The 18,556-nt window shown below is 71.0% G+C and carries 16 protein-coding genes; 8 read left to right on the top strand and 8 right to left on the bottom strand.

Features of this window, described 5'->3' with window-relative positions:
* Window positions 1-38: 38 nt before the first annotated feature.
* Complete coding sequence (locus tag ACOCEP_RS23105; RefSeq protein WP_482331076.1) at window positions 39-230, bottom strand: ferredoxin; 192 nt, start codon at window positions 228-230, stop codon at window positions 39-41.
* Window positions 231-333: 103 nt separating this feature from the next.
* Here ACOCEP_RS23105 and ACOCEP_RS23100 point away from each other — a divergent pair, with 103 nt between their 5' ends.
* From ACOCEP_RS23100 to ACOCEP_RS23085, 4 genes are all read left to right on the top strand, one after another.
* A complete protein-coding gene (locus ACOCEP_RS23100; RefSeq protein ID WP_482331075.1) occupies window positions 334-1,515 on the top strand; it encodes an acyl-CoA dehydrogenase family protein in 1,182 nt (393 codons plus the stop codon).
* A gap of 9 nt (window positions 1,516-1,524) precedes the next feature.
* On the top strand, window positions 1,525-2,598 hold the full coding sequence (locus ACOCEP_RS23095) for an acyl-CoA dehydrogenase family protein (RefSeq protein ID WP_482331074.1): 1,074 nt from the start codon (window positions 1,525-1,527) through the stop codon (window positions 2,596-2,598).
* Window positions 2,595-4,106 (top strand): long-chain-fatty-acid--CoA ligase, encoded by a 1,512-nt coding sequence (locus ACOCEP_RS23090; RefSeq protein WP_482331072.1) that lies wholly within the window; start codon window positions 2,595-2,597, stop codon window positions 4,104-4,106. Before ACOCEP_RS23095 ends, ACOCEP_RS23090 begins: the two co-directional genes overlap by 4 nt.
* A 140-nt stretch (window positions 4,107-4,246) precedes the next feature.
* Window positions 4,247-5,344, top strand: a complete 1,098-nt coding sequence (locus ACOCEP_RS23085) for an alpha/beta hydrolase family protein (protein WP_482331071.1) — start codon at window positions 4,247-4,249, stop codon at window positions 5,342-5,344.
* On the opposite strand, the gene ACOCEP_RS23080 is transcribed toward ACOCEP_RS23085, so the two are convergent.
* Window positions 5,296-5,901 carry a TetR/AcrR family transcriptional regulator gene (locus tag ACOCEP_RS23080; RefSeq protein ID WP_482331070.1) on the bottom strand — a complete coding sequence of 202 codons (606 nt, stop codon included), beginning with the start codon at window positions 5,899-5,901 and terminating at the stop codon, window positions 5,296-5,298. The genes ACOCEP_RS23085 and ACOCEP_RS23080 overlap by 49 nt on opposite strands.
* A 64-nt stretch (window positions 5,902-5,965) precedes the next feature.
* On the opposite strand from ACOCEP_RS23080, the gene ACOCEP_RS23075 reads away from it, so the two are divergent.
* Window positions 5,966-6,400: an SgcJ/EcaC family oxidoreductase gene (locus ACOCEP_RS23075; RefSeq protein WP_482331069.1), complete on the top strand. Its 435-nt coding sequence runs from the start codon at window positions 5,966-5,968 to the stop codon at window positions 6,398-6,400.
* On the opposite strand, the gene ACOCEP_RS23070 is transcribed toward ACOCEP_RS23075, so the two are convergent.
* The 3 genes from ACOCEP_RS23070 to ACOCEP_RS23060 are packed head-to-tail and all read right to left on the bottom strand — an operon-like array spanning window position 6,384 to window position 11,155.
* Window positions 6,384-9,077 carry a bifunctional acetate--CoA ligase family protein/GNAT family N-acetyltransferase gene (locus ACOCEP_RS23070; protein WP_482331067.1) on the bottom strand — a complete coding sequence of 898 codons (2,694 nt, stop codon included), beginning with the start codon at window positions 9,075-9,077 and terminating at the stop codon, window positions 6,384-6,386. The genes ACOCEP_RS23075 and ACOCEP_RS23070 overlap by 17 nt on opposite strands.
* 1 nt (window position 9,078) lies before the next feature.
* On the bottom strand, window positions 9,079-10,251 hold the full coding sequence (locus tag ACOCEP_RS23065) for an acetoin utilization protein AcuC (RefSeq protein ID WP_482331066.1): 1,173 nt from the start codon (window positions 10,249-10,251) through the stop codon (window positions 9,079-9,081).
* Window positions 10,252-10,306: 55 nt separating this feature from the next.
* The gene (locus tag ACOCEP_RS23060; protein WP_482331065.1) at window positions 10,307-11,155 is read right to left on the bottom strand and encodes a sulfurtransferase; all 849 of its coding nucleotides are present in this window, start codon (window positions 11,153-11,155) and stop codon (window positions 10,307-10,309) included.
* A gap of 108 nt (window positions 11,156-11,263) precedes the next feature.
* Here ACOCEP_RS23060 and ACOCEP_RS23055 point away from each other — a divergent pair, with 108 nt between their 5' ends.
* From ACOCEP_RS23055 to galE, 3 genes are all read left to right on the top strand, one after another.
* Entirely contained in the window at window positions 11,264-11,983 is a 720-nt protein-coding gene (locus tag ACOCEP_RS23055) for an iron-dependent transcriptional repressor DtxR (protein WP_016332755.1), read from the top strand.
* Window positions 11,980-13,161 (top strand): galactokinase, encoded by a 1,182-nt coding sequence (galK, locus tag ACOCEP_RS23050; RefSeq protein WP_482331064.1) that lies wholly within the window; start codon window positions 11,980-11,982, stop codon window positions 13,159-13,161. The genes ACOCEP_RS23055 and galK overlap by 4 nt, the downstream gene beginning before the upstream one ends.
* A 204-nt stretch (window positions 13,162-13,365) precedes the next feature.
* Entirely contained in the window at window positions 13,366-14,319 is a 954-nt protein-coding gene (gene galE / locus ACOCEP_RS23045; protein WP_482339797.1) for a UDP-glucose 4-epimerase GalE, read from the top strand.
* Here galE and ACOCEP_RS23040 read toward each other — a convergent pair.
* From ACOCEP_RS23040 to ACOCEP_RS23030, 3 genes are all read right to left on the bottom strand, one after another.
* Window positions 14,294-15,358, bottom strand: coding sequence for a DUF4192 domain-containing protein (locus ACOCEP_RS23040; RefSeq protein ID WP_482331063.1), 1,065 nt, complete (start codon window positions 15,356-15,358; stop codon window positions 14,294-14,296). The genes galE and ACOCEP_RS23040 overlap by 26 nt on opposite strands.
* 148 nt (window positions 15,359-15,506) lie before the next feature.
* Window positions 15,507-16,361 carry a M23 family metallopeptidase gene (locus tag ACOCEP_RS23035; RefSeq protein ID WP_482331062.1) on the bottom strand — a complete coding sequence of 285 codons (855 nt, stop codon included), beginning with the start codon at window positions 16,359-16,361 and terminating at the stop codon, window positions 15,507-15,509.
* A gap of 304 nt (window positions 16,362-16,665) precedes the next feature.
* Entirely contained in the window at window positions 16,666-18,477 is a 1,812-nt protein-coding gene (locus tag ACOCEP_RS23030; protein WP_482331061.1) for a Xaa-Pro dipeptidyl-peptidase, read from the bottom strand.
* Between the last annotated feature and the right edge of the window lie 79 nt (window positions 18,478-18,556).

Below are 18,556 nucleotides of genomic sequence, written 5' to 3'. Positions count from 1 at the left end.
ATCTGTTCTTGCTCGACGCAAGCAGCAAATAAACGGTGCTAACTACGGATGAGCAGGGCGTTCTTGGGACAGCTCGCCACAGCGTGAGTAACACGTTCTACTTGATTCTGCGGAACTTCCGCCGAGGCGAGGACAAGCTCCTCGTCGTCGTCGAGATCGAAGACCTCGGGCGCGAAGCCGACACAGATCGCGTTCGCCTCGCAGAGCGAGCGATCGACGTCGATCTCCATATTCCCTCCTCGCCGCCACACCTGGTACAACTAGAACAGGTTCTACCTTACCGCCGCGAGCGGCCATGGCACCAGTAACGAGCACCGACGGCAGAGGTGACGGATGCGGATCGACTACACGCCGGAGCAGCGGGCGCTGGCGGCGGAACTCCGGGAGTACTTCGCCGGGCTGATGACCCCCGAACGCCGCGAAGCCCTGGCCGGTGACGGTGGCGAATACGGCGACGGCCTGGTGTACAAGGAAATCGTCCGGGACCTCGGCAGTGCGGGCTGGCTCGCGATCGGCTGGCCCCGCGAGTACGGCGGGCAGGACCGGCCGATGCTCGACCAGCTCGTCTTCACCGACGAGGCGGCCGCGGCGGGGGTGCCCGTCCCGTTCCTCACGGTGAACACCGTCGGGCCGACCATCATGCGCTACGGCACCGAAGAACAGAAGGCGTTCTACCTGCCGAAGATCGCCGCCGGCGAGCTGCATTTCGCGATCGGCTACTCCGAACCGGGCGCGGGCACCGACCTGGCGTCTTTGCGCACCCGCGCGGTCCGCGACGGCGACGACTACGTCATCAACGGCCAGAAGATGTGGACGAGCCTGATCGAGTACGCCGACTACGTCTGGCTGGCCGCCCGCACCGACCCCGACGCCCGCAAGCACAAGGGCCTGAGCATGCTGATCGTGCCGACCTCGGCCCCCGGCTTCTCCTGGACGAAGGTGCACACGGTCGCCGGGCCGGGCACGAGCGCGACCTACTACGACGACGTGCGCGTGCCGGTGACCTCACGCGTCGCCGGGGAGAACGAGGGCTGGCCGCTCATCACGAACCAGCTCAACCACGAACGCGTCGCGCTGACGTCGGCCGCGCCGATCCAGACGTCGCTGCGCGAGGTGCGGAGCTGGGCACAGACCACGAAGCTGCCCGACGGCTCCCGCGTCGTCGACCAGCCGTGGGTGCGGCTGCACCTGGCCCGGATCCACACCCACGCCGAGTACCTCAAACTGCGGAACTGGCGCATCGCCTGGGCGGCCGCGAGCGGCGACCTCGGCCCCGCGGAGGCGTCGGCGACGAAGGTGTTCGGCACGGAGTTCGCGACCGAGGCGTACCGGCTGATGATGGAGATCCTCGGCGCGGGCGCCGTGGTCCGCGAGGGCTCCCCCGGCGCCCGGTTGCGCGGCCGGATCGAACGGCTGCACCGGTCTTCGCTGATCCTCACCTTCGGCGGCGGGACCAACGAGATCCAGCGGGACATGATCGCCGCGACCGCCCTCGGCCTGCCCGTCACGCGCTAGGAGACATCCATGGACTTCACGCTCACCGAAGCGCAGCAGGATCTCGCTTCGCTCACGCGCCGGATCCTGACGGACAAGGTCACCCCCGACGTACTGGGGCCACACGGTTCCGGTGGCTTCGACGCTCCACTGTGGACCGCGCTGGCGCAGGCCGGGGTCCTCGACGCCGCGCTGCCGCAGTCGGTCGGCGGGGGCGGGTTCGGGCTGCTGGAGCAGTGTTCCGTGCTGGCCGAGATCGGCCGCGCGGTCGCGCCCGTGCCCTATCTGACGTCGGTGGTCATGGGCGCGGCCGCGGTGGCCTCCTTCGGGGACGGGCGGCTCGCCGAACGCTGGATCGTCCCGGTGCTGCGCGGCGACCACGTCCTCGCGGTGACCCTGCCGGACTACGGCGTGCCGTGCGGGTTCACCGCCGAGGCCGACGGGAACGGCTGGCGGCTGACGGGTGCGCAGACCGCGGTCGCGTCGGGCGCGTTCGCGCACGGGTTCCTCGTCGAAGCCGCCGTCGACGGCGGTCGTCAGGTGTTCCTGCTCGACCGGGACGCCGTGACGGTCTCGCCGCAGCGGACCGTCGACCACGCCGACGCGGCCTTGGTCGAGCTGTCCGGCGCGAAGACCACGGCCTCGCTCGGCGACGTCGGCGAATGGCTGCGGCTCCGAGGGACGATCGGTGTCTGCGCGCAGCAGCTCGGCGTCGTCGAACGGGCGCTGGAGCTGACCGCGGCGTACGCGCGGGAACGCAAGCAGTTCGGCAACCTCATCGGGAGTTTCCAGGCGGTGCGGCAGCGGCTCGCCGACGCCTACGTCGACGTCGAAGCCGTCCGGCTGACGTTGTGGCAGGCGGCCTGGCGGCTCGGCGAAGGGCTTCCGGCGGCCGAAGAGGTGGCGACGGCCAAGTTCTGGGCGGCCGAGGCCGGGCACCGGGTCGCGCACACCGCCGTGCACGTCCACGGCGGGGTGGGCATCGACGTCGACCACACGCTACACCGTTACTTCGTCGCGGCGAAACGGCTCGAGTTCACCCTGGGCGGGGCGACCGCGCAGCTGCGGGGACTCGGCGACCTGCTGGCCGCGGACCCGGCATGACCCCCACGGTCACGGAACTCCTGCTCGCGCGGGCGGAGGACCGCTCGACCGGCCTGCTGTTCGAAGACCGGCGCTGGACCTGGGCCGAGCACGTCCGGGCCTGCGCCGGGCACGCCGCCGCGCTCGCCGGGATCCTGCGGCCCGGTGGGCACTTCGGGCTGCTGGCGGACAACGTTCCCGAGTTCTCGTTCCTGCTCGGCGGGGCGGCACTCTCGGGCCACGTGCTGGTCGGCCTGAACCCGACGCGCCGGGGCGCGGCGCTGGCCCGCGACATCGCACTGGCCGACTGCGAGCTGGTGCTCGCCGAGGAGAAGTACGTTTCTTTGCTGTCCGATGCCGGTGTGCCGGTGCTGCCGCTGAGCGAACTCGAACCGGCCGGTGAGGACGTCGATCCGGTGGCCGCGAAGCCGGAAGACCTGCTCATGCTCATCTTCACCTCCGGCACCAGCGGTGACCCGAAGGCGGTCCGGTGCACGCACGGCAAGATCGCCTATCCCGGCGAGATGCTGGCCACGCGGTTCGGTCTGTCCACACAGGACACCGTGTACGTGTCGATGCCGATGTTCCACTCCAACGCCATCATGGCGGGCTGGTCGGTCGGGCTCGCCGCGGGCGCGGGGATCGCGTTGCGGCGGCGCTTCTCGGCATCCGGTTTCCTGCCGGACGTCCGGAAGTTCGGGGCGACGTACGCCAATTACGTGGGCAGGCCCTTGTCCTATGTGCTCACCACTCCCGAACGGGACGACGACGCCGACAATCCGCTGAAACTGGTCTACGGCAACGAAGGCGCGGAAGCCGATCTCGCCGCGTTCGGCCGGCGCTTCGGCTGCCACGTGGCCGACGCCTTCGGCTCGACCGAGGGCGGCGTGAACTTCGGCAGGGACGCCACCACCCCGCCCGGATCGCTCGGCCGGCTGCTCGACGACGTCGCCGTCCTCCATCCGGAGACCGGGAATCCTTGTCCGCCTGCCGAATTCGGCGAAGGCGGGGAGCTGCTCAACCCGGCCGTGGCGGTCGGCGAACTGGTCAACACCGGCGGGCCGGGCTTCTTCGCAGGGTACTACGGCGATCCCGAGGCCGAGGCCGAGCGGATGCGCGACGGGATGTACCACACCGGCGATCTGGCGTACCTCGACTCGGACGGGTACTGCTATTTCGCGGGCAGGCTCGGCGATTGGCTGCGGGTCGACGGCGAGAACCTCGGCACCGCCCCGATCGAACGCGCGCTCCTGCGGCATCCCGCCGTCAGCGAGGCCGCCGTGTACGGCGTGCCGGATCCGCGCGTGGGCGACCAGGTGATGGCCGCCCTGGTCTGCCGGTCTCCGATCGACGCCGCCGAGCTCGCCGTTTTCGTTGCCGCGCAAAGCGACCTGGGGCCGAAGCAGTGGCCTCGGTTCGTGCGGATTCTCGACTCCCTACCACGTACGGCCACCCACAAGGTGCTCAAGCGAAACCTGGCCGCGGACGGCACCCGCGACGCCCAAGAGCTCCCCTACCCCCGCGTTTAGTCCTCTAGATGCGGTAGTTCGCGTCGCCAACTACCGCATCTAGAGGACTAAACGCGGGGGTGGACACAGGGGGATCCCAGGGGCGGGACCGGTGATCTTCCCGATGCCGGCGGCCGGGCACCGTCCCTACTTTCGGTGCCATGAAACGAACAACGCGCCGGATCGGCGTACTCGCCACCGCACTCGCCCTCCCCGCCGTCCTCCTCGCACCGTCCGCATCGGCGGCGCCCGTCCGCTTGAGCCTGCCCGCGCCGACAGGTCCGTACGCCGTCGGCAGCACCGACCTCCATCTCGTCGATCACTCGCGGCAGGACCCGTGGGTTCCCGGCACCACAAGGGAACTGATGGTCACCGTGCGGTACCCGGCGTTGCCGAGCGGGCAGCCGAAAGCGCCGTACATGGCGCCAGGTGTCGCGAAGGTGGTGGCCGAGGGCGACGCCGTCAAGCTGGGCATGACGGCGGATCAGCTCGACTACCGCTTCCCCACCCATTCCCGGATCGGTGCGCCCGCGATCGGCGGCAAGCGGCCTGTCGTGCTGTATTCACCCGGCGGTACGTTGTCGCGTTCGCACGGCACCACCCACCAGGAACAGCTCGCGAGTGAGGGCTACGTCGTCGTGGCCATCGACCACACCCACGAAGCGGAAGCGGTGGAGTTCCCCGGCGGCCGCGTCGCGAAGAAGTCCTTGCCACCGTCGAGCATCGAGGTTTCGAAGCGGGTGCTCGACACTCGCGTTCGGGACACGCGCTTCGTCCTCGACTCGCTCGGGCTGACCCAGGCCGGCATGTTCGGCCACTCAGCCGGCGGGTTCACCGCAGGCGAGACGATGGTGAGCGACCGGCGCGTCGTCGCCGGGGCGAATCTGGACGGCAGCATGGCCCATTCGCAGTCGCAGCGGATCTTCGGCCGCGTCGCCGACGAAGGGCTGGACCGGCCGTTCCTGCTGATGAGCGCCGGTGACCACAGTGCCGCGTCGGACGCGTCCTGGCAGGAGTTCCTCCGCAACCAGCGTGGCTGGACGCGCGAAGTGCGGTTGCCGGACGGAGAGCACTTCAGTTTCACCGACTACCAGACGCTGTTGCCGCAAGTGGGCAATGCCCCGGCCGCGTTCGTCGGCACCATCGATCCAGCGCGGAGCGTCGCCACGCAGCGTGCTCGGCTCTCGGAGTTCTTCGGCAAGACATTGCGTCACCGAAGCAGCGACGTGACCAAGGTGTCCTTGAGCCAGGCTTCGTAGTCGTCGTGACTCCACCCGGCCTCGGCGACGAGGCTGGTGTGGACGTCGGCGCTCATCAGCGCCACGGCGATGTCCGTGGCCCTGGGCACCAGGGTGCGGCCGCTCTTCCGGACACGGTCCATCACCATCTCGACGCCGAGCCGGTTGCGCCGCGCGCCCTCCGCCTGGGTCGCGGCGATGTCCGGATCGACGGCGGCACCGGAGCTCAGCATCGCGACGATGTCGCCGCAGCGTTCCCGGACCTGACGGGCGACCGCGGCCAGCAGGCCGAGCAACGCGACCGGGTCCTCGGTCCGGTGCGCCTCGGCGACGAGGTCGGGGATCCCGGCCTCGTCGTCGAGGAGGTCGACGAGCCCACCGAGGACACCGGCCTTCGAACCGAAGTGCGCGTAGATGGTCTGCGGGGACACCCCCGCTTCCTGGGCGATGAGGCGGATCGGTGTCCGCGCGTACCCGCGGTCGGCGAAGAGGCCGCGGGCCGCCGTCAGGATCGTGCGCAGCGTCAACGCCTCACGGCGGTCGCGCAACCGGACGATGCCGGGAAGGTCCGCGGGCATGTATGCTCCTCGAAAGTTGGAACGTTGTTCTAACTTGCGGATCGATGTTCTAGGAAGGATAGCGATGACCACCGAGGAGATCATCACCGCGCTGGAACGCGCCTGGAACGACGGCGACGGCGAGGCGTGGGCCGCGAATTTCGCCGAGGACGCGGATTTCGTCGACGTCGTCGGCCGCATCCAGCGCGGCCGCGCGACGATCGCGCGCGAAAGCCAGAACATCTTCGACACCATCTACCGGGGCAGCACGCTGCGGATCCGCCAGGTGTCGAGCCGTCCGCTCGGTGGCGGATTCGATCTCGTGCACACCGCCACCACGCTGACCATTCCCGCCGGTCCCCTGGCCGGGGAAGCTCAGGCGGTGCAGACGAAACTCGTCCACGACGGGCTGATCGTCTCGTTCCACAACACGATCCGGGGCGATATCGCGGCGTTCACGAGCCACGACGCGGACCTCGCGGCCCGCTCGCCCCAGGAATGGCTCAAGCAGGAGCGTTGATCGGCCTCAGCCGTCGCGGCCCCGTGTCGGGCCGGGACGGTGGCGGGCCCAGCACGATCCGCGCGTTGGCGACGAACGCGCCGTCCGGTGACGCCAGGATCGGGTCGAGCGTCATCGAGCGGACCTCGGGATTGTCCTCGGCGAGCGCCGCGACGCACAGCACGATGTCCTGGAGCGCGGCCAGATCCGCCGGTTCGTCGCCGCGATACCCGGTCAGCAGCGGCGAAGTCCGTGGTTCACGCAGCAGCGTGGCGGCGTCGACGTCGGTGAGCGGGACCGCGCGGTAGGCCCGGTCCCCCAGCAGCGTGCTGACCAAACCGGACAGACCGAACGACACGAGCGTGCCGAACGACGGATCGTCCTGCAGCCCGACCACGCACGAAATGCCCTTGGGCGCCATCCGCTGGACGTAGACCTCGTCGTCACCGGAGATCTCCCGCAGGTCGAGATACGCCCGGCGCACTCCGTCCACAGAGGACAGATCGAGCCGCACACCGGCGAGGTCCGGCCTGCCGCGCAGCCGTTCGTCGACGGCCTTGAGGGTGACCGGGAAGCCCAGGTCCTCGGCCGCCTTCACCGCCTCGTCCGCGGACGTCACGACCCGGAACGGGACGACGTCGATGCCGTAGCAGCCCAGGAGCCGGACCACGTCGTCGTCGGACAGCAACGTCGTCTTGCCGTCCTCGCCCGCCAGCAGTTCGGCGACGATCACCTGTGCCTGCTCGGCGTGCAGGCCCGCGGGGCGCACCAGATTCCCCTGCGGCCGCTGCCGCCAGGCGGCATAACGCACGACCCGCGCCAGCGCGTTCACCGCGCGTTCGGGGCTCGGGTACGACGGCACCGAACCCCGCGTCGGCACGCCGTCCTCGGACAGCACGGCGAGTTCGTCCGGCACCCCCTCGACGGCGAGGAAGGTCGACACGATCGGCTTGTTCTTGTCCATCTCCACGACGGCCTCCCGCAGCGCGCGGGCGTACGCGGCGCCCGGGATCGCGAGCGGCGGCACGAAGACCACGACGAGCGCGTCGGTCTCCGGCGAGTTGAGCGCCTCGCGCACGGCCGCGGCGAATTCCTCCGGGCTCGCCTGCGGCCCGACGTCGACCGGGTCCGAGGTCAGCCGGAGGCCGTGCGCCCGCGCGGTGTCCGCGGCGAGCAGCCCGATGGCGCTGGAATTGCCCACGATGGCGATCCGGGGCCCGGCGGGCAGTGGCTGGTGGGCGAAGACCAGCGCGGTGTCGAAGAGCTGCGCGAGCGTGTCGACGCGGACGACACCCGCCTGCTCGAACAGGGCCTGGACGCTGGACTCGTCGACCTCCGCCGACGTCGCGGCGAGCTGCGGGCGGACCGCGTGTCTGCCGGATTTCACCGCGACCACCGGCTTCGTCCGCGCCAGCCGCCGCGCGAGCCGCGCGAACTTGCGCGGATTGCCGAACGATTCCAGGTAGAGCAGGACGAGGTCGGTCGCCGGATCGGTCTCCCAGTACTGGAGCAGGTCGTTACCGGAGACGTCGGCCCGGTTACCCGCCGAGACGAACGTCGACAGCCCGAGGCCGCGCGCCTCGGCGTCGGCGAGGATCGCGGTGCCCAGCGCGCCGGACTGGCAGAAGAACCCGGTGCGGCCCCGGGCGGGCAGGCGGGGCGCGAGGGTGGCGTTGAGGCGGACCGAGGCGTCGGTGTTGAGCACGCCCAGCGCGTTCGGGCCGACGACCCGCATCCCGTGCGCCCTCGCCTCCCCGACCAGCCTCAGCTCCGCGTGCAGCCCGTGCGGCCCGGCCTCGGCGAATCCGCCCGAGACGATCAGGAGGGTCTTGACCCCCTTGGCCAGCGCACCGTCCAAAACGGACTCGACGGCCTCGGCGGGCACGGCGACCAGTGCGAGGTCGACGTCCTCGGGGATGTCCACGACGGACGGATAGGCGCGGACACCCCGGACGGACTTGTGCTCGGGGTTGACCGGGTAGACGGTGCCGGCGAAGTCCGCGCTGAGCAGGTTCGTCAGGGCGACGTAGCCGATCTTCGTCGGATCGGTGGACGCGCCGATCACCGCGACCGACTTCGGATGCAGCAGATTGTGCACGCTGCGCGCCTCGGCGGCCTGCTCCCTGGACCGGGCGACCGCGAGCGACTCCTCGGTCGGGTCGATGTCGAACTCCAGATGCAGCACGCCTTCCTCGATCTCGCGGCTGACCTGGTAACCCGCGTCGCGGAACACGCGGACCATCGCCGCGTTCTCGGCGAGCACTTCGGCGACGAAGCGGCGAAGCCCGCATTCCGACGCGGCGGCGGCCAGATGTTCCAGGAGGATCGACCCGAGGCCGCGTCCCTGGTGGGCGTCGTCGACGACGAACGCGACCTCGGCCGACGGCCCGTGTTCGAGCCGTTCGTACCGGCCGACGGCGACGATGTCGTCGCCCAGCAGCGCGACGAAGGCGACCCTGTCGTGGTGGTCGACGACGGAGAACCGTTCGAGGTCGCGCTGCGGGATCCGCGGATAGGCGCCGAAGTACCGGAAGTACCGGGTGCGTTCGGACAGCCTGCCGTGGAAGGCGACGAGCCCGTCGGCGTCACTGGGGATCACCGGGCGGAGGTGCACCGTGCCGCCGTCGGAGAGCAGGACGTCTGCTTCCCACTCGCGCGGGAAGTCGTACGGGTCGCGTTTGGTGTCCTCACTGGCCATGTCAGTCCCTCGGATCGTCCGGATCGAGGCCGTGCAGGGGGAAGATCGCGCGGCGGGTGTCACGGATGGCGATGTCGACCGGCTCGTCCGCTCCGTCTCCCCACGGGACGAACGCGGTCTCGCGGCCGTCGGACATGCCGGCCGGGAGCTCGGCTCGCGGAGCCGCCCTGGAGATCGACGCGACCCAGTTCGGCGGGAGCGCCGTCGCCGGGTCGACGTCGCGGCCGAGCACGGTGGCGAGCAGATGGGTCCAGGAGCGTGGCACCACCCGGATCAGCTGGTAGCCACCGCCGCCGACGGCGAGCCAGCGGCCACCGGCGTGCGCTTCGGACAGTTCACGCAGCCGCCGGTAGATGGCGCGATGGCCGTCCACCGACAGCGAGAGATCCGCCAGCGGGTCTTCCTCGTGCGAGTCGACGCCGCATTGGGTGACGAGGATCTGCGGCCGGAACTGTTCCAGCAGTGACGGCACCACCGCCTCGAACGCCCGCAGCCAGCCGCCGTCGCGGGTGCCGGGCGGCAGCGGGAGGTTGACCGCGGTGCCCTCGGCCCCGCCTTTGCCGGTCTCCGCGGAGTAGCCCGTTCCCGGCCACAACGTGAAGGGATGCTGATGCAGGGAAACGGTCAGCACGCGGGGGTCGTCGTAGAACGCCGTCTGCACGCCGTCACCGTGGTGCACGTCGGTGTCGACGTAGGCGACGCGGTCGAAACCGTGGTCGAGCAGCCACGAGATGGCCACCGAACAGTCGTTGTAGACGCAGAAACCCGACGCCTTGCCCGGCATCGCGTGGTGCAGCCCGCCGGCGATGTTCACCGCCCGCGTCGCCTCGCCCTCGGCGATCTTCCGCGCGGCCAGCAGCGTCGAGCCCACCACCAGCGCCGAAGCCTCGTGCATCCCGGTGAACACCGGGTTGTCCTCGGTGCCGAGCCCGTGCGCGAAGTCGGCACCGGTCATCGGCGCCTGCCGCACGGCCTCGATGTACTCGGCGAGGTGCACGCGGCGCAGCTCGTCTTCCCCCGCCGGGCCGGGGACGAGCAGCTCGACCCCGTCGAGCACACCGAGCTCGGTGGCGAGCCGGATGGTCAGTTCGAGCCGCACCGGGTTGAACGGATGTTCGCCGCCGAGGTCGTAACCCAGCAGCGAGGAGTCCCATACGACGGCCGGTGCTCGCATGGTCCGAACTCTAGTGCCCGGACGCGGCCCGTGCGGCGTTCCGGACGCCCGCGGGTCAGCCGGGCAGATCCCCGGTGGCCACCGGGCGCTCCGGATCGCGCGACCAGTGCGACCACGAACCCGCGTACAACGCCGCGGGCTCCGGGTGCCCGGCGACCTCGAGCGCGAGCACGACGGACGAGGCGGTGACGCCCGATCCACAGTAGACACCGACCGGGATCTCCGGGGCCACGCCGAGACCTTCGAACCGCTCGGCCAGTTCCGAGGCGTCGCGCCAGCGGCCGTCCTCCCCGACGTGCCCGGAGAAGGGCGCGTTGACCGCACCGGGGATGTGCCCGGCGCGGGGGTCGATCGGCTCGGTCTCCCCCGCGTACCTCGGCCTGGCCCGCGCGTCGAAGAGCAAGCCGTCCCTGGCGAGCGTGGCCGCCCCGGCCGCGTCCAGCACCGGCATGCCGCCCGGCTTGACGACGATGTCCCCTTCCTCGGGCGAGGGGACCTCACCGGTGACCGGTCGCTCCTCCTCGGCCCAGGCCGCGAACCCGCCGTCCAGCACGGCGACCTCGGCGTGGCCGGCCCAGCGCAGCAGCCACCACGCCCTGGCCGCGACCGAACCGTCGGCGTCGTCGTAGACCACGACCGGGTGACCGGCGCGGACCCCGGCCGCCCGCAGATGCCGCTGCAGCGTCTCCGGATCGGGAAGCGGGTGACGGCCGCCGTCCCCCGGCTCCCCGGCCAGCGCCGTGTCGAGGTCGACGTAGACAGCGCCCGGGAGATGCGCCTCGCGGTAGGAATCGGCGCCGGGCGGGCCGGCGAGCCGCCAGCGGACGTCGAGCACTACGGAGCGTGCCGGTTCCGGCCCGGACAGCCGCGCGGCGAGTTCGCTGGTGGTGATCATGGGGCGCATGGGCCCATCTTCCCGTGCCCCACGCCTCCCTGCCCAGCTTGGGGGACTTTTCCCGCCTCGGTGCTTGTTCTCCCCACGCCTGCGTCGCTGTCAGTGCCAGCGACTACGATGAGCAACGCGGACGAAGGGGACAGCGTGAACGATCTCATCGACACCACAGAGATGTACTTGCGTACCATCTACGAGCTCGAAGAAGAAGGTGTCGTCCCGCTGCGGGCCCGGATCGCGGAGCGGCTGCAGCAGAGCGGCCCGACCGTGAGCCAGACCGTCGCCAGGATGGAGCGCGACGGGCTGGTCGTGGTCGCGGACGACAGGCACCTGCAGCTGACCGAGCACGGTCGCGAACTCGCCATCGCGGTCATGCGCAAGCACCGGCTGGCCGAGCGCCTCCTGGTCGACGTCATCGGCCTGGAGTGGGAGCACGTCCACAACGAGGCCTGCCGCTGGGAACACGTGATGAGCGAGGCCGTCGAGCGCAAGCTGGTCAAGCTGCTCGACCACCCGACCACCTCGCCCTACGGCAACCCGATCCCGGGGCTCGACAAGCTCGGGGACGGCGATCCCGCCCCGCCCGCCGAAGCCGACCTCGTGCGGCTCGACGAGTTCGCCCGCATGGGCGGCGGCGAGGTCGAGATCCGCCGCATCGCCGAGCACGTGCAGCTGGACGAGACGCTGATGACGGAGCTCAAGTCGGTCGGCATCGTGCCCGGCAGCCGGGTCAAGGTCGGCAAGACGGCGCCCGGCGGCACCATCGAGGTGACCGGAGGGAGCAGCACCGCTCAGGTGCCCGTGTCGGCGCTGCACGCCGTGCTGGCGCAGGCCAGGTGAGCGCCGCGTCCGACGCCGCGGAGACCTTCCAGGCCCTCCACGGCCGGGCTCCCGCCGGGGTCTGGTCCGCGCCGGGCCGGGTGAACCTGATCGGTGAGCACACCGACTACAACGACGGTTTCGTGCTGCCGTTCGCCCTCCCGCACCGGCTCGCCGCCGCGGCGACGCCGCGCGAGGACGGTGTGCTGACCGTCGCCACCCTCGGCTCGGACGGCAGGGTCCAGGAATCCGGCCCGCTCACGATCGCCGGCCTGCGGCCCGGCTCGGTCGAGGGGTGGGCCGCGTACCCGGCCGGGGTCGCGTGGGTCCTGCGGGACCAGGGCCTCGGCGGTGGCGCGGACGTGGCGATCGCGGGGAACGTGCCCTCGGGGGCGGGTTTGTCCTCCTCCCACGCGCTCGAATGCGCCGTCGCGCTCGCCCTGCTGGGGCTGGCGGGTACCACTCCGGGCACCGGCGGGGGTTCGCCGAGCCTGCACGAGGTGGCCCGCTGGGTGCAGCGTTCGGAGAACGACTTCGTCGGGGCGCCGACCGGTCTGCTCGACCAGACCGCTTCCCTGTGCTGCACGGAATCGAACGTGCTGTTCCTCGACGTCCGCTCCGGCGAGCTGGAACAGGTGCCGTTCCCGCTGGAGGAATCCGGCGTCCGGATCCTGATCATGGACACCCGCACGAAGCATTCGCACGCCGAGGGCGGCTACGGCGAACGCCGCCGGGGCTGTGAACGCGCCGCGGAACTGCTCGAAGTGAAGGCGCTGAGGGACATCGACGTCGACGGGCTGGACGCCGCGCTCGGCAGGCTGCCGGAGGAACTCGTTCCGCTGGTACGCCACGTGGTGACGGAGAACCAGCGCGTCCTCGACACGGTGGAGCTGCTGCGCGCGGGCCGGATCACCGAGATCGGTCCTCACCTGGACGCCTCGCACGTGAGCATGCGCGACGACTACCGGATCTCCACCCGTGAACTCGACCTCGCCGTCGATTCGGCCCGCGAAGCCGGGGCGCTCGGCGCGCGGATGACCGGCGGCGGCTTCGGCGGTTCGGCGATCGCGCTGGTCCGCGAGTCCGATGTGGACGCCGTCGGGCGGGCGGTGAAGGCCGCGTACGAAGCGGCGGATCTGCGCCACCCCAGGCTGTTCACCGCCGTGCCGTCGCGCGGCGCGGGCCGCGACGAGCTCTAGCCGCCGCACCGGGCCCGGGCGCGCTCCGTGCCGCCTGGGCGTGATTCGCGTGCTGCGGGCCGGGACACGCGTGATCGGGGGCGGAACCCGCGTCCGTACCCCGGAGCGAGTAGGCCGCCCGGGGGCGAGGACACTGGTCCACGACCGCATCCGCAGCAGAAAGGCGCGAACGTGACCGACGAACCGACCAAGACCCTGAAGCTGATGGTGACGGGCGGAGCCGGTTATGTGGGCAGCGTCTGCGCGGCCCGCCTCGTCGAGGCCGGGCACGACGTCACCGTGGTCGACGACCTCTCCACCGGGCACGCCGACGCGGTGCACCCGGACGCCACCTTCGTCGAAGGCGACGCGGCCGACGTCGCCCGGCGGCTGCTCGGCGACGGTTTCGACGGTGTGCTCCACTTCGCCGCCAAGTCGCTGGTCGGCGAGTCGATGACCGATCCGGCGAAGTACTGGGAAGGCAACGTCCTGACCTCGCTCCGCCTGCTCGAAGCGATGCGCGACCACGGCACGAAGCGGCTGGTGTTCTCCTCCACCGCGGCCACCTACGGCGAGCCCGAGTCCTCCCCCATCCCGGAGACGGCGCCGACCCAGCCGACCAACACCTACGGCGCGACGAAGCTGGCCATCGACCACGCGATCACCTCGTTCTCGCGCGCCCACGGCATCGCCGCCGTCAGCCTGCGCTACTTCAACGTCGCCGGCGCCTACGGCTCCATCGGCGAGCGGCACACCACCGAAACCCACCTGATCCCCCTCGTGCTCCAGGTCGCCACCGGGGATCGCGAGCGGATCCAGATCTTCGGTGACGACTACCCGACCGCGGACGGCACCGCCATCCGCGACTACATCCACGTGGTCGACCTCGCCGACGCGCATCTGCTGGCCCTGCGCCACGCGGTCGACGGCGAACACCGCATCTACAACCTCGGCAGCGGCACCGGGTTCTCGGTGCTCGAGGTGATCGAGGCGTGCCGCCGCACCACCGGCCACGAGATCCCCGCCGCGGTCGCGCCGCGCCGGGCGGGCGACCCCTCGGTGCTGGTGGCCTCCAGCGAGCTGGCCGGAAACGAACTCGGCTGGAAGCCCGAGCGCACCGACCTCGACGGCATCGTCGCCGACGCCTGGGCGTTCACCCGCTCCCGCCGGAACGCCTGAGGCGGATCTCGGGCGTTCCTCCGGCTCGCTGCCGCAGGACCTCCCCGGACAGCTCGGACGGCGCCACCATCGCGTGCAGGGCAGCGGTCAGCAGTTTCGCCAGCCCGTGATCGGGGTCGGCTTCGGTGGCCCTGGTCAAGGCGATCCCGGCGGTCGCCAGGTCACCCCGGACGTAGGCGGCGTGCGCCTTCAGGGCGAGCGCCTCGGCCCTCTCGGGTGCCGGGAGCTCCCGGGCCAAGGTGAGCCAGAGGTCCTCCGCGGTGCGGGCGAGCGGCGAGTCCGCCGGCGCGGCGGTGAGCACACAGGCGTCCCGGACCTCCACCAGGGAAAGCGCCCAGGCCAGCCGCACGGCCTGGTCGTCGGTGATCGCCGGGTCGCCGCCGTCCGCCCGGGCGAGTGCGGCGTTCACCTCGGCGACTCCCGCCAGGACGGGATCTCGGCCCCGCCACGGCGGGTCGGCCATCCCGGTGAGGAGATCGGCGCGTCTGGCGAGCGTCTCCGGCGCGACGGGGTCGAAGAGGCGTTCCAGCTCGTCCCGGCTCGCATGGGTGATGTGCCCGGCACCGGTGACGACGGCGGCTGCCACCGAATCGCGTGGGTCCGGCAGGCGACCACCGCAGGTCTTGTCCCGGTAGCAGCCCCAGCGCACGTCGGCGGCGATACGTGGTGCCCACACCGAATGCTTCAGCGAGACCTCGTACTCGGCCAGGGACGCTTCCAGGCGCCGGACGAACCGGCGGCGGGGTGGCCGCCCGGCCTTGTTCGCGGCGCCGCCGCCGATCACCGCGACGGTGGCACCGGTGTGGCCGGTCATGGCGAGCCTGACCGCGAGTTCACGCGCCTGGTCCTGTTCCAGGCCAGGCGGCTGCAGGTCCGCTCGCATGACGATGCCCTGCTGCATGCGTCCCGGGCCACGCAGGCCTAAGACGACGACGGAGTCCTCGGGGTGGAAGCCGAGGAGGTACGGGATCGCGGCGAGCAGGTCCGCCGGATCCGTGAGATCGACCTTGGTCCTGCCGGTCGGTGTGGATGTGGTCATGCCCCCACCTTGCGGCGGGAATGGGGCCGCGGGTGGGGGCACGACACATCTGTGGACAGCCGGGACCGTTGTGGACAACCGCCGCGGGCCGGGCGCGGGGACGCCGGTCCTGTCGGTGGGGTGGTCTACAGTGCCCGGCCCCGCGGGATCAGTCGCAGTGTTCGAACGGGCTCTCGTAGGTGTTCGACCCGACCGAGCCGCCCCACTTGACGCACGTCGAGGCGGCCGTCTTCTTCACCGGCCCGGCGTAGTAGGTGAAGCTGCCGGAGTCGGTCACGCGAGCCGAACCCTGGACTTCGAGGAACGCCGAAACCGGCGAAGCGGTGCCGAGCGAGACAGCCTTCAGCGTGGTGACGCAGTTGGCCTTGGTCGACGCGTTGTAGAGCAGGTACGCGGTACCCGACCCGTTCGCGAGCGCCTGCGAGTCGACGACCGAGAACCCGCTGCCGCACACCTCGGTGGCCGAGTACGGGTTACCGCCGCACGAGTTCTTGCTGGTGAAGTTGGTGTGGCCGTAGTACGGCACCGCCACCCCGTGCAGCACCGCCCGCTGCGCGACCCCGTTGAGCCGCTGTTCGAAGTGCAGGTGGGGGCCGGTCACGCCGCCGGTCGCCCCGGCCGTGCCGATCTGCTTGCCGAGGCTGACCGCCTGGCCGACCGAGACCGACTGGGTCGACAGATGCGCGTACCGGGTACGCCAGCCGCCGCCGTGGTCGATCTCGACCCAGCGCCCGTAGCTCGTGCTGCCCTCGTTGGCGACCCGGGTGACGGTGCCGCCCGCCGACGCCAGCACCGGCATCCCGGTGATACCCGACTTCTGGAAGTCGACCGAGTTGGCCGGGCTGTGCCCGCTGAACGTCGCCGCCGTGACCGTGACGCCGCATTTGAACGGGACCTGGAAGTTCGGGGCCGCCGACGCCTGCGTCGTACCGGCGAGGGTCAGGCCGAGCGCGGGGATGACGGCGGCCGCGGCGAGCACTGCGAAACGGCGCAACCTGGACATGGAGACCTCCATCAGGTGGGGAAGCCGGACGGCCCGAAGCCAAGCCGGAGGAAATACATTTTCCGTACAAGCCCGAGGTCGGGTCGGCGTTTTCCGGCCGACACACCGGTCGCCGCCGCGTGCCCCCGCCGGATGTCGCGAAAGCCACTTTCGAGACATCCGGTGTCCCGAAAGTGGCTTTCGCGACACTCGCGAGGCCGTCGCTCAGGCAGATCCCGCGGCTACGGGTCTCTGTGGTCGGTGACGTGGCGAAGGCCTCCTTCCCTACCCTCAAGGTAAGGAAGGAGGCCTTCACGGACATCACTCAGCCGAAGGCGGCGCGCAGCGCGGGCTTGCCGCCCGCCACCGGCAGCACCAGCGACGTCCGGTTCAGCTCGACCGAGACGCCGGCGCCCGGCTTCGGCCGGAGCGTGTAGTCGTGGTCGCTGGAGGCCACCAGGAACTCGATCTTGTGCCCGGCCGCGAGCAGGTAGTCCTTCGCGACCAGTTCCACCTCGACCTTGTAGTTCTCACCGGGGGTGATCGGGTCGGTGCGGGCGGGGTCGCGCCGGTTCTGCGGGTCGGTCCAGCCGCGGGTGATCACCTTCGCCGTCCCGTCCGGGGCGCGGTCGAGGAGCACCGCGGTCACGTTCGCGGCAGGCTTGCCGAAGGACAGCGACAGGTCGGTCTTCACCGTTCCGGAAAGCCGCACGGGCTGCTTCGCGGCGGTGGTCGAGTACAGCAGCCGGTTGCCCGACGAGGCCGCGGCCGCCAGCTGTTCGATCGTCTTGCTCGCGTCGTCCGCCAGCGTCTCGACGGCGGCCTTCCCCGGAACGGGGTTGCGCGTGTCGAGCTTCCCCTTCGAGGAGCCGCCGGGCCACGGGTAGAGCTTCACGTCCTGGGTGCCGGGCAGCGGCCACTCCGGCTCGTCCACCCACGACTTGTCTTCGCGCTGGATGGTGGCCTTCGGCTCCCGCTCGATGCCGTTGTCCACGTCGTAGAGGTAGTGCGACATCCACTTGTTGAGCGTCGCGAGCCAGACGTCGCGGCGGAGGCTGTACGGATCGGAGTGCCCGGACTGGTGCAGCCAGATCTTGTGCTCGACGCCGCGCGCCTTGAGCATCTCGTACCAGCGGGTGCCCTGGTCGGTCTTCACGTTCCAGTCGCCGAGGCCGTGCACCACGAGCACCGAGGCCCGCACCTTGTGCACGTCGTTGCGGTAGTTGCGCGCGTCCCAGAAGGGGCTGTAGTCACCGGTCACCCGGTCCTGGTCGACGGTGATGGCGTCGATCAGCGGACGGCAGACGGCGCGATCCTGGCGTGTGTGGACGTAGTCCGCGAGCACGTCCGCGTCCTCGCCCTGGAATCCGCCGGCCGCGACGACGGCACCGTCGTTGCGGTAGTAGTCGTACCAGCTGGAGATCGCCGCGATCGGGACGATCGTCTCCAGCCCTTCGACGCCCGTGCTGGCCACCGCGTTGGGCAGTGTCCCGTTGTAGGACACGCCCATCATGCCGGTCTTGCCGGTGCTCCAGTCCGCGACCGCGGCCTTGCCCGCCGCGTCCCGTGCCGTCGCGCGGCCGTTCAGCCAGTCCACAATGGACTTCGCGCCGATGGTCTCGTTGACGTCACCGCTGCTCGGGCAGCCGGTGGACTGGCCGCTGCCGAGCGACTCCCCGTACACCACGGCGAACCCGCGGGCGGTGAAGTAGTCCTGGTAGCGCCAGCTGATCGGCGCCGCGTTCGGGCCGACGGTCCTGGTCGCGATCCGCGGGCCCGCCTGGGGACGCTTCGCGCCGGGCACGTACAGCTCGACGTCGACGTTGTGGTTCGCGACGTCGTTGCCGCCCGCGTAGTACGGGCTGGCCTGGTAGACGACCGGGACCTTCATGCCCTGCTGCGTCGCGCGGGGCCGCACGACCTCGGCGTGCACGAGGTCGTCCTTGCCGTCACGGTCGCTGTCGACCGGCGCGGTGACCCAGACGTTCTCCCGGATGACGTCCGCCGGGTCGAACACCGGCTGGGCTTGGCCGCCGGAGAAGACCGGCGCCGGTGGCGCGTCGGCTTGAGCGGGCAACGCCGTCGCCGGAAGGACCAGGACGGCGGTGAACAGGGCAGCGAGCCTGGCGACTCTCACAGGACCCCCAATGGCGGGCGGGCAAGACCCAGCTGAGGTTTCCGGCCACCTGAACGGGTGTCAAGAGACTAACGTCGGA

The sequence above is a fragment of the Amycolatopsis sp. CA-211722 genome, from assembly GCF_056828465.1.
The sequence above is the reverse complement of the archived record's forward strand: the minus strand, read 5'-3'. Positions and strand labels throughout refer to the sequence as shown.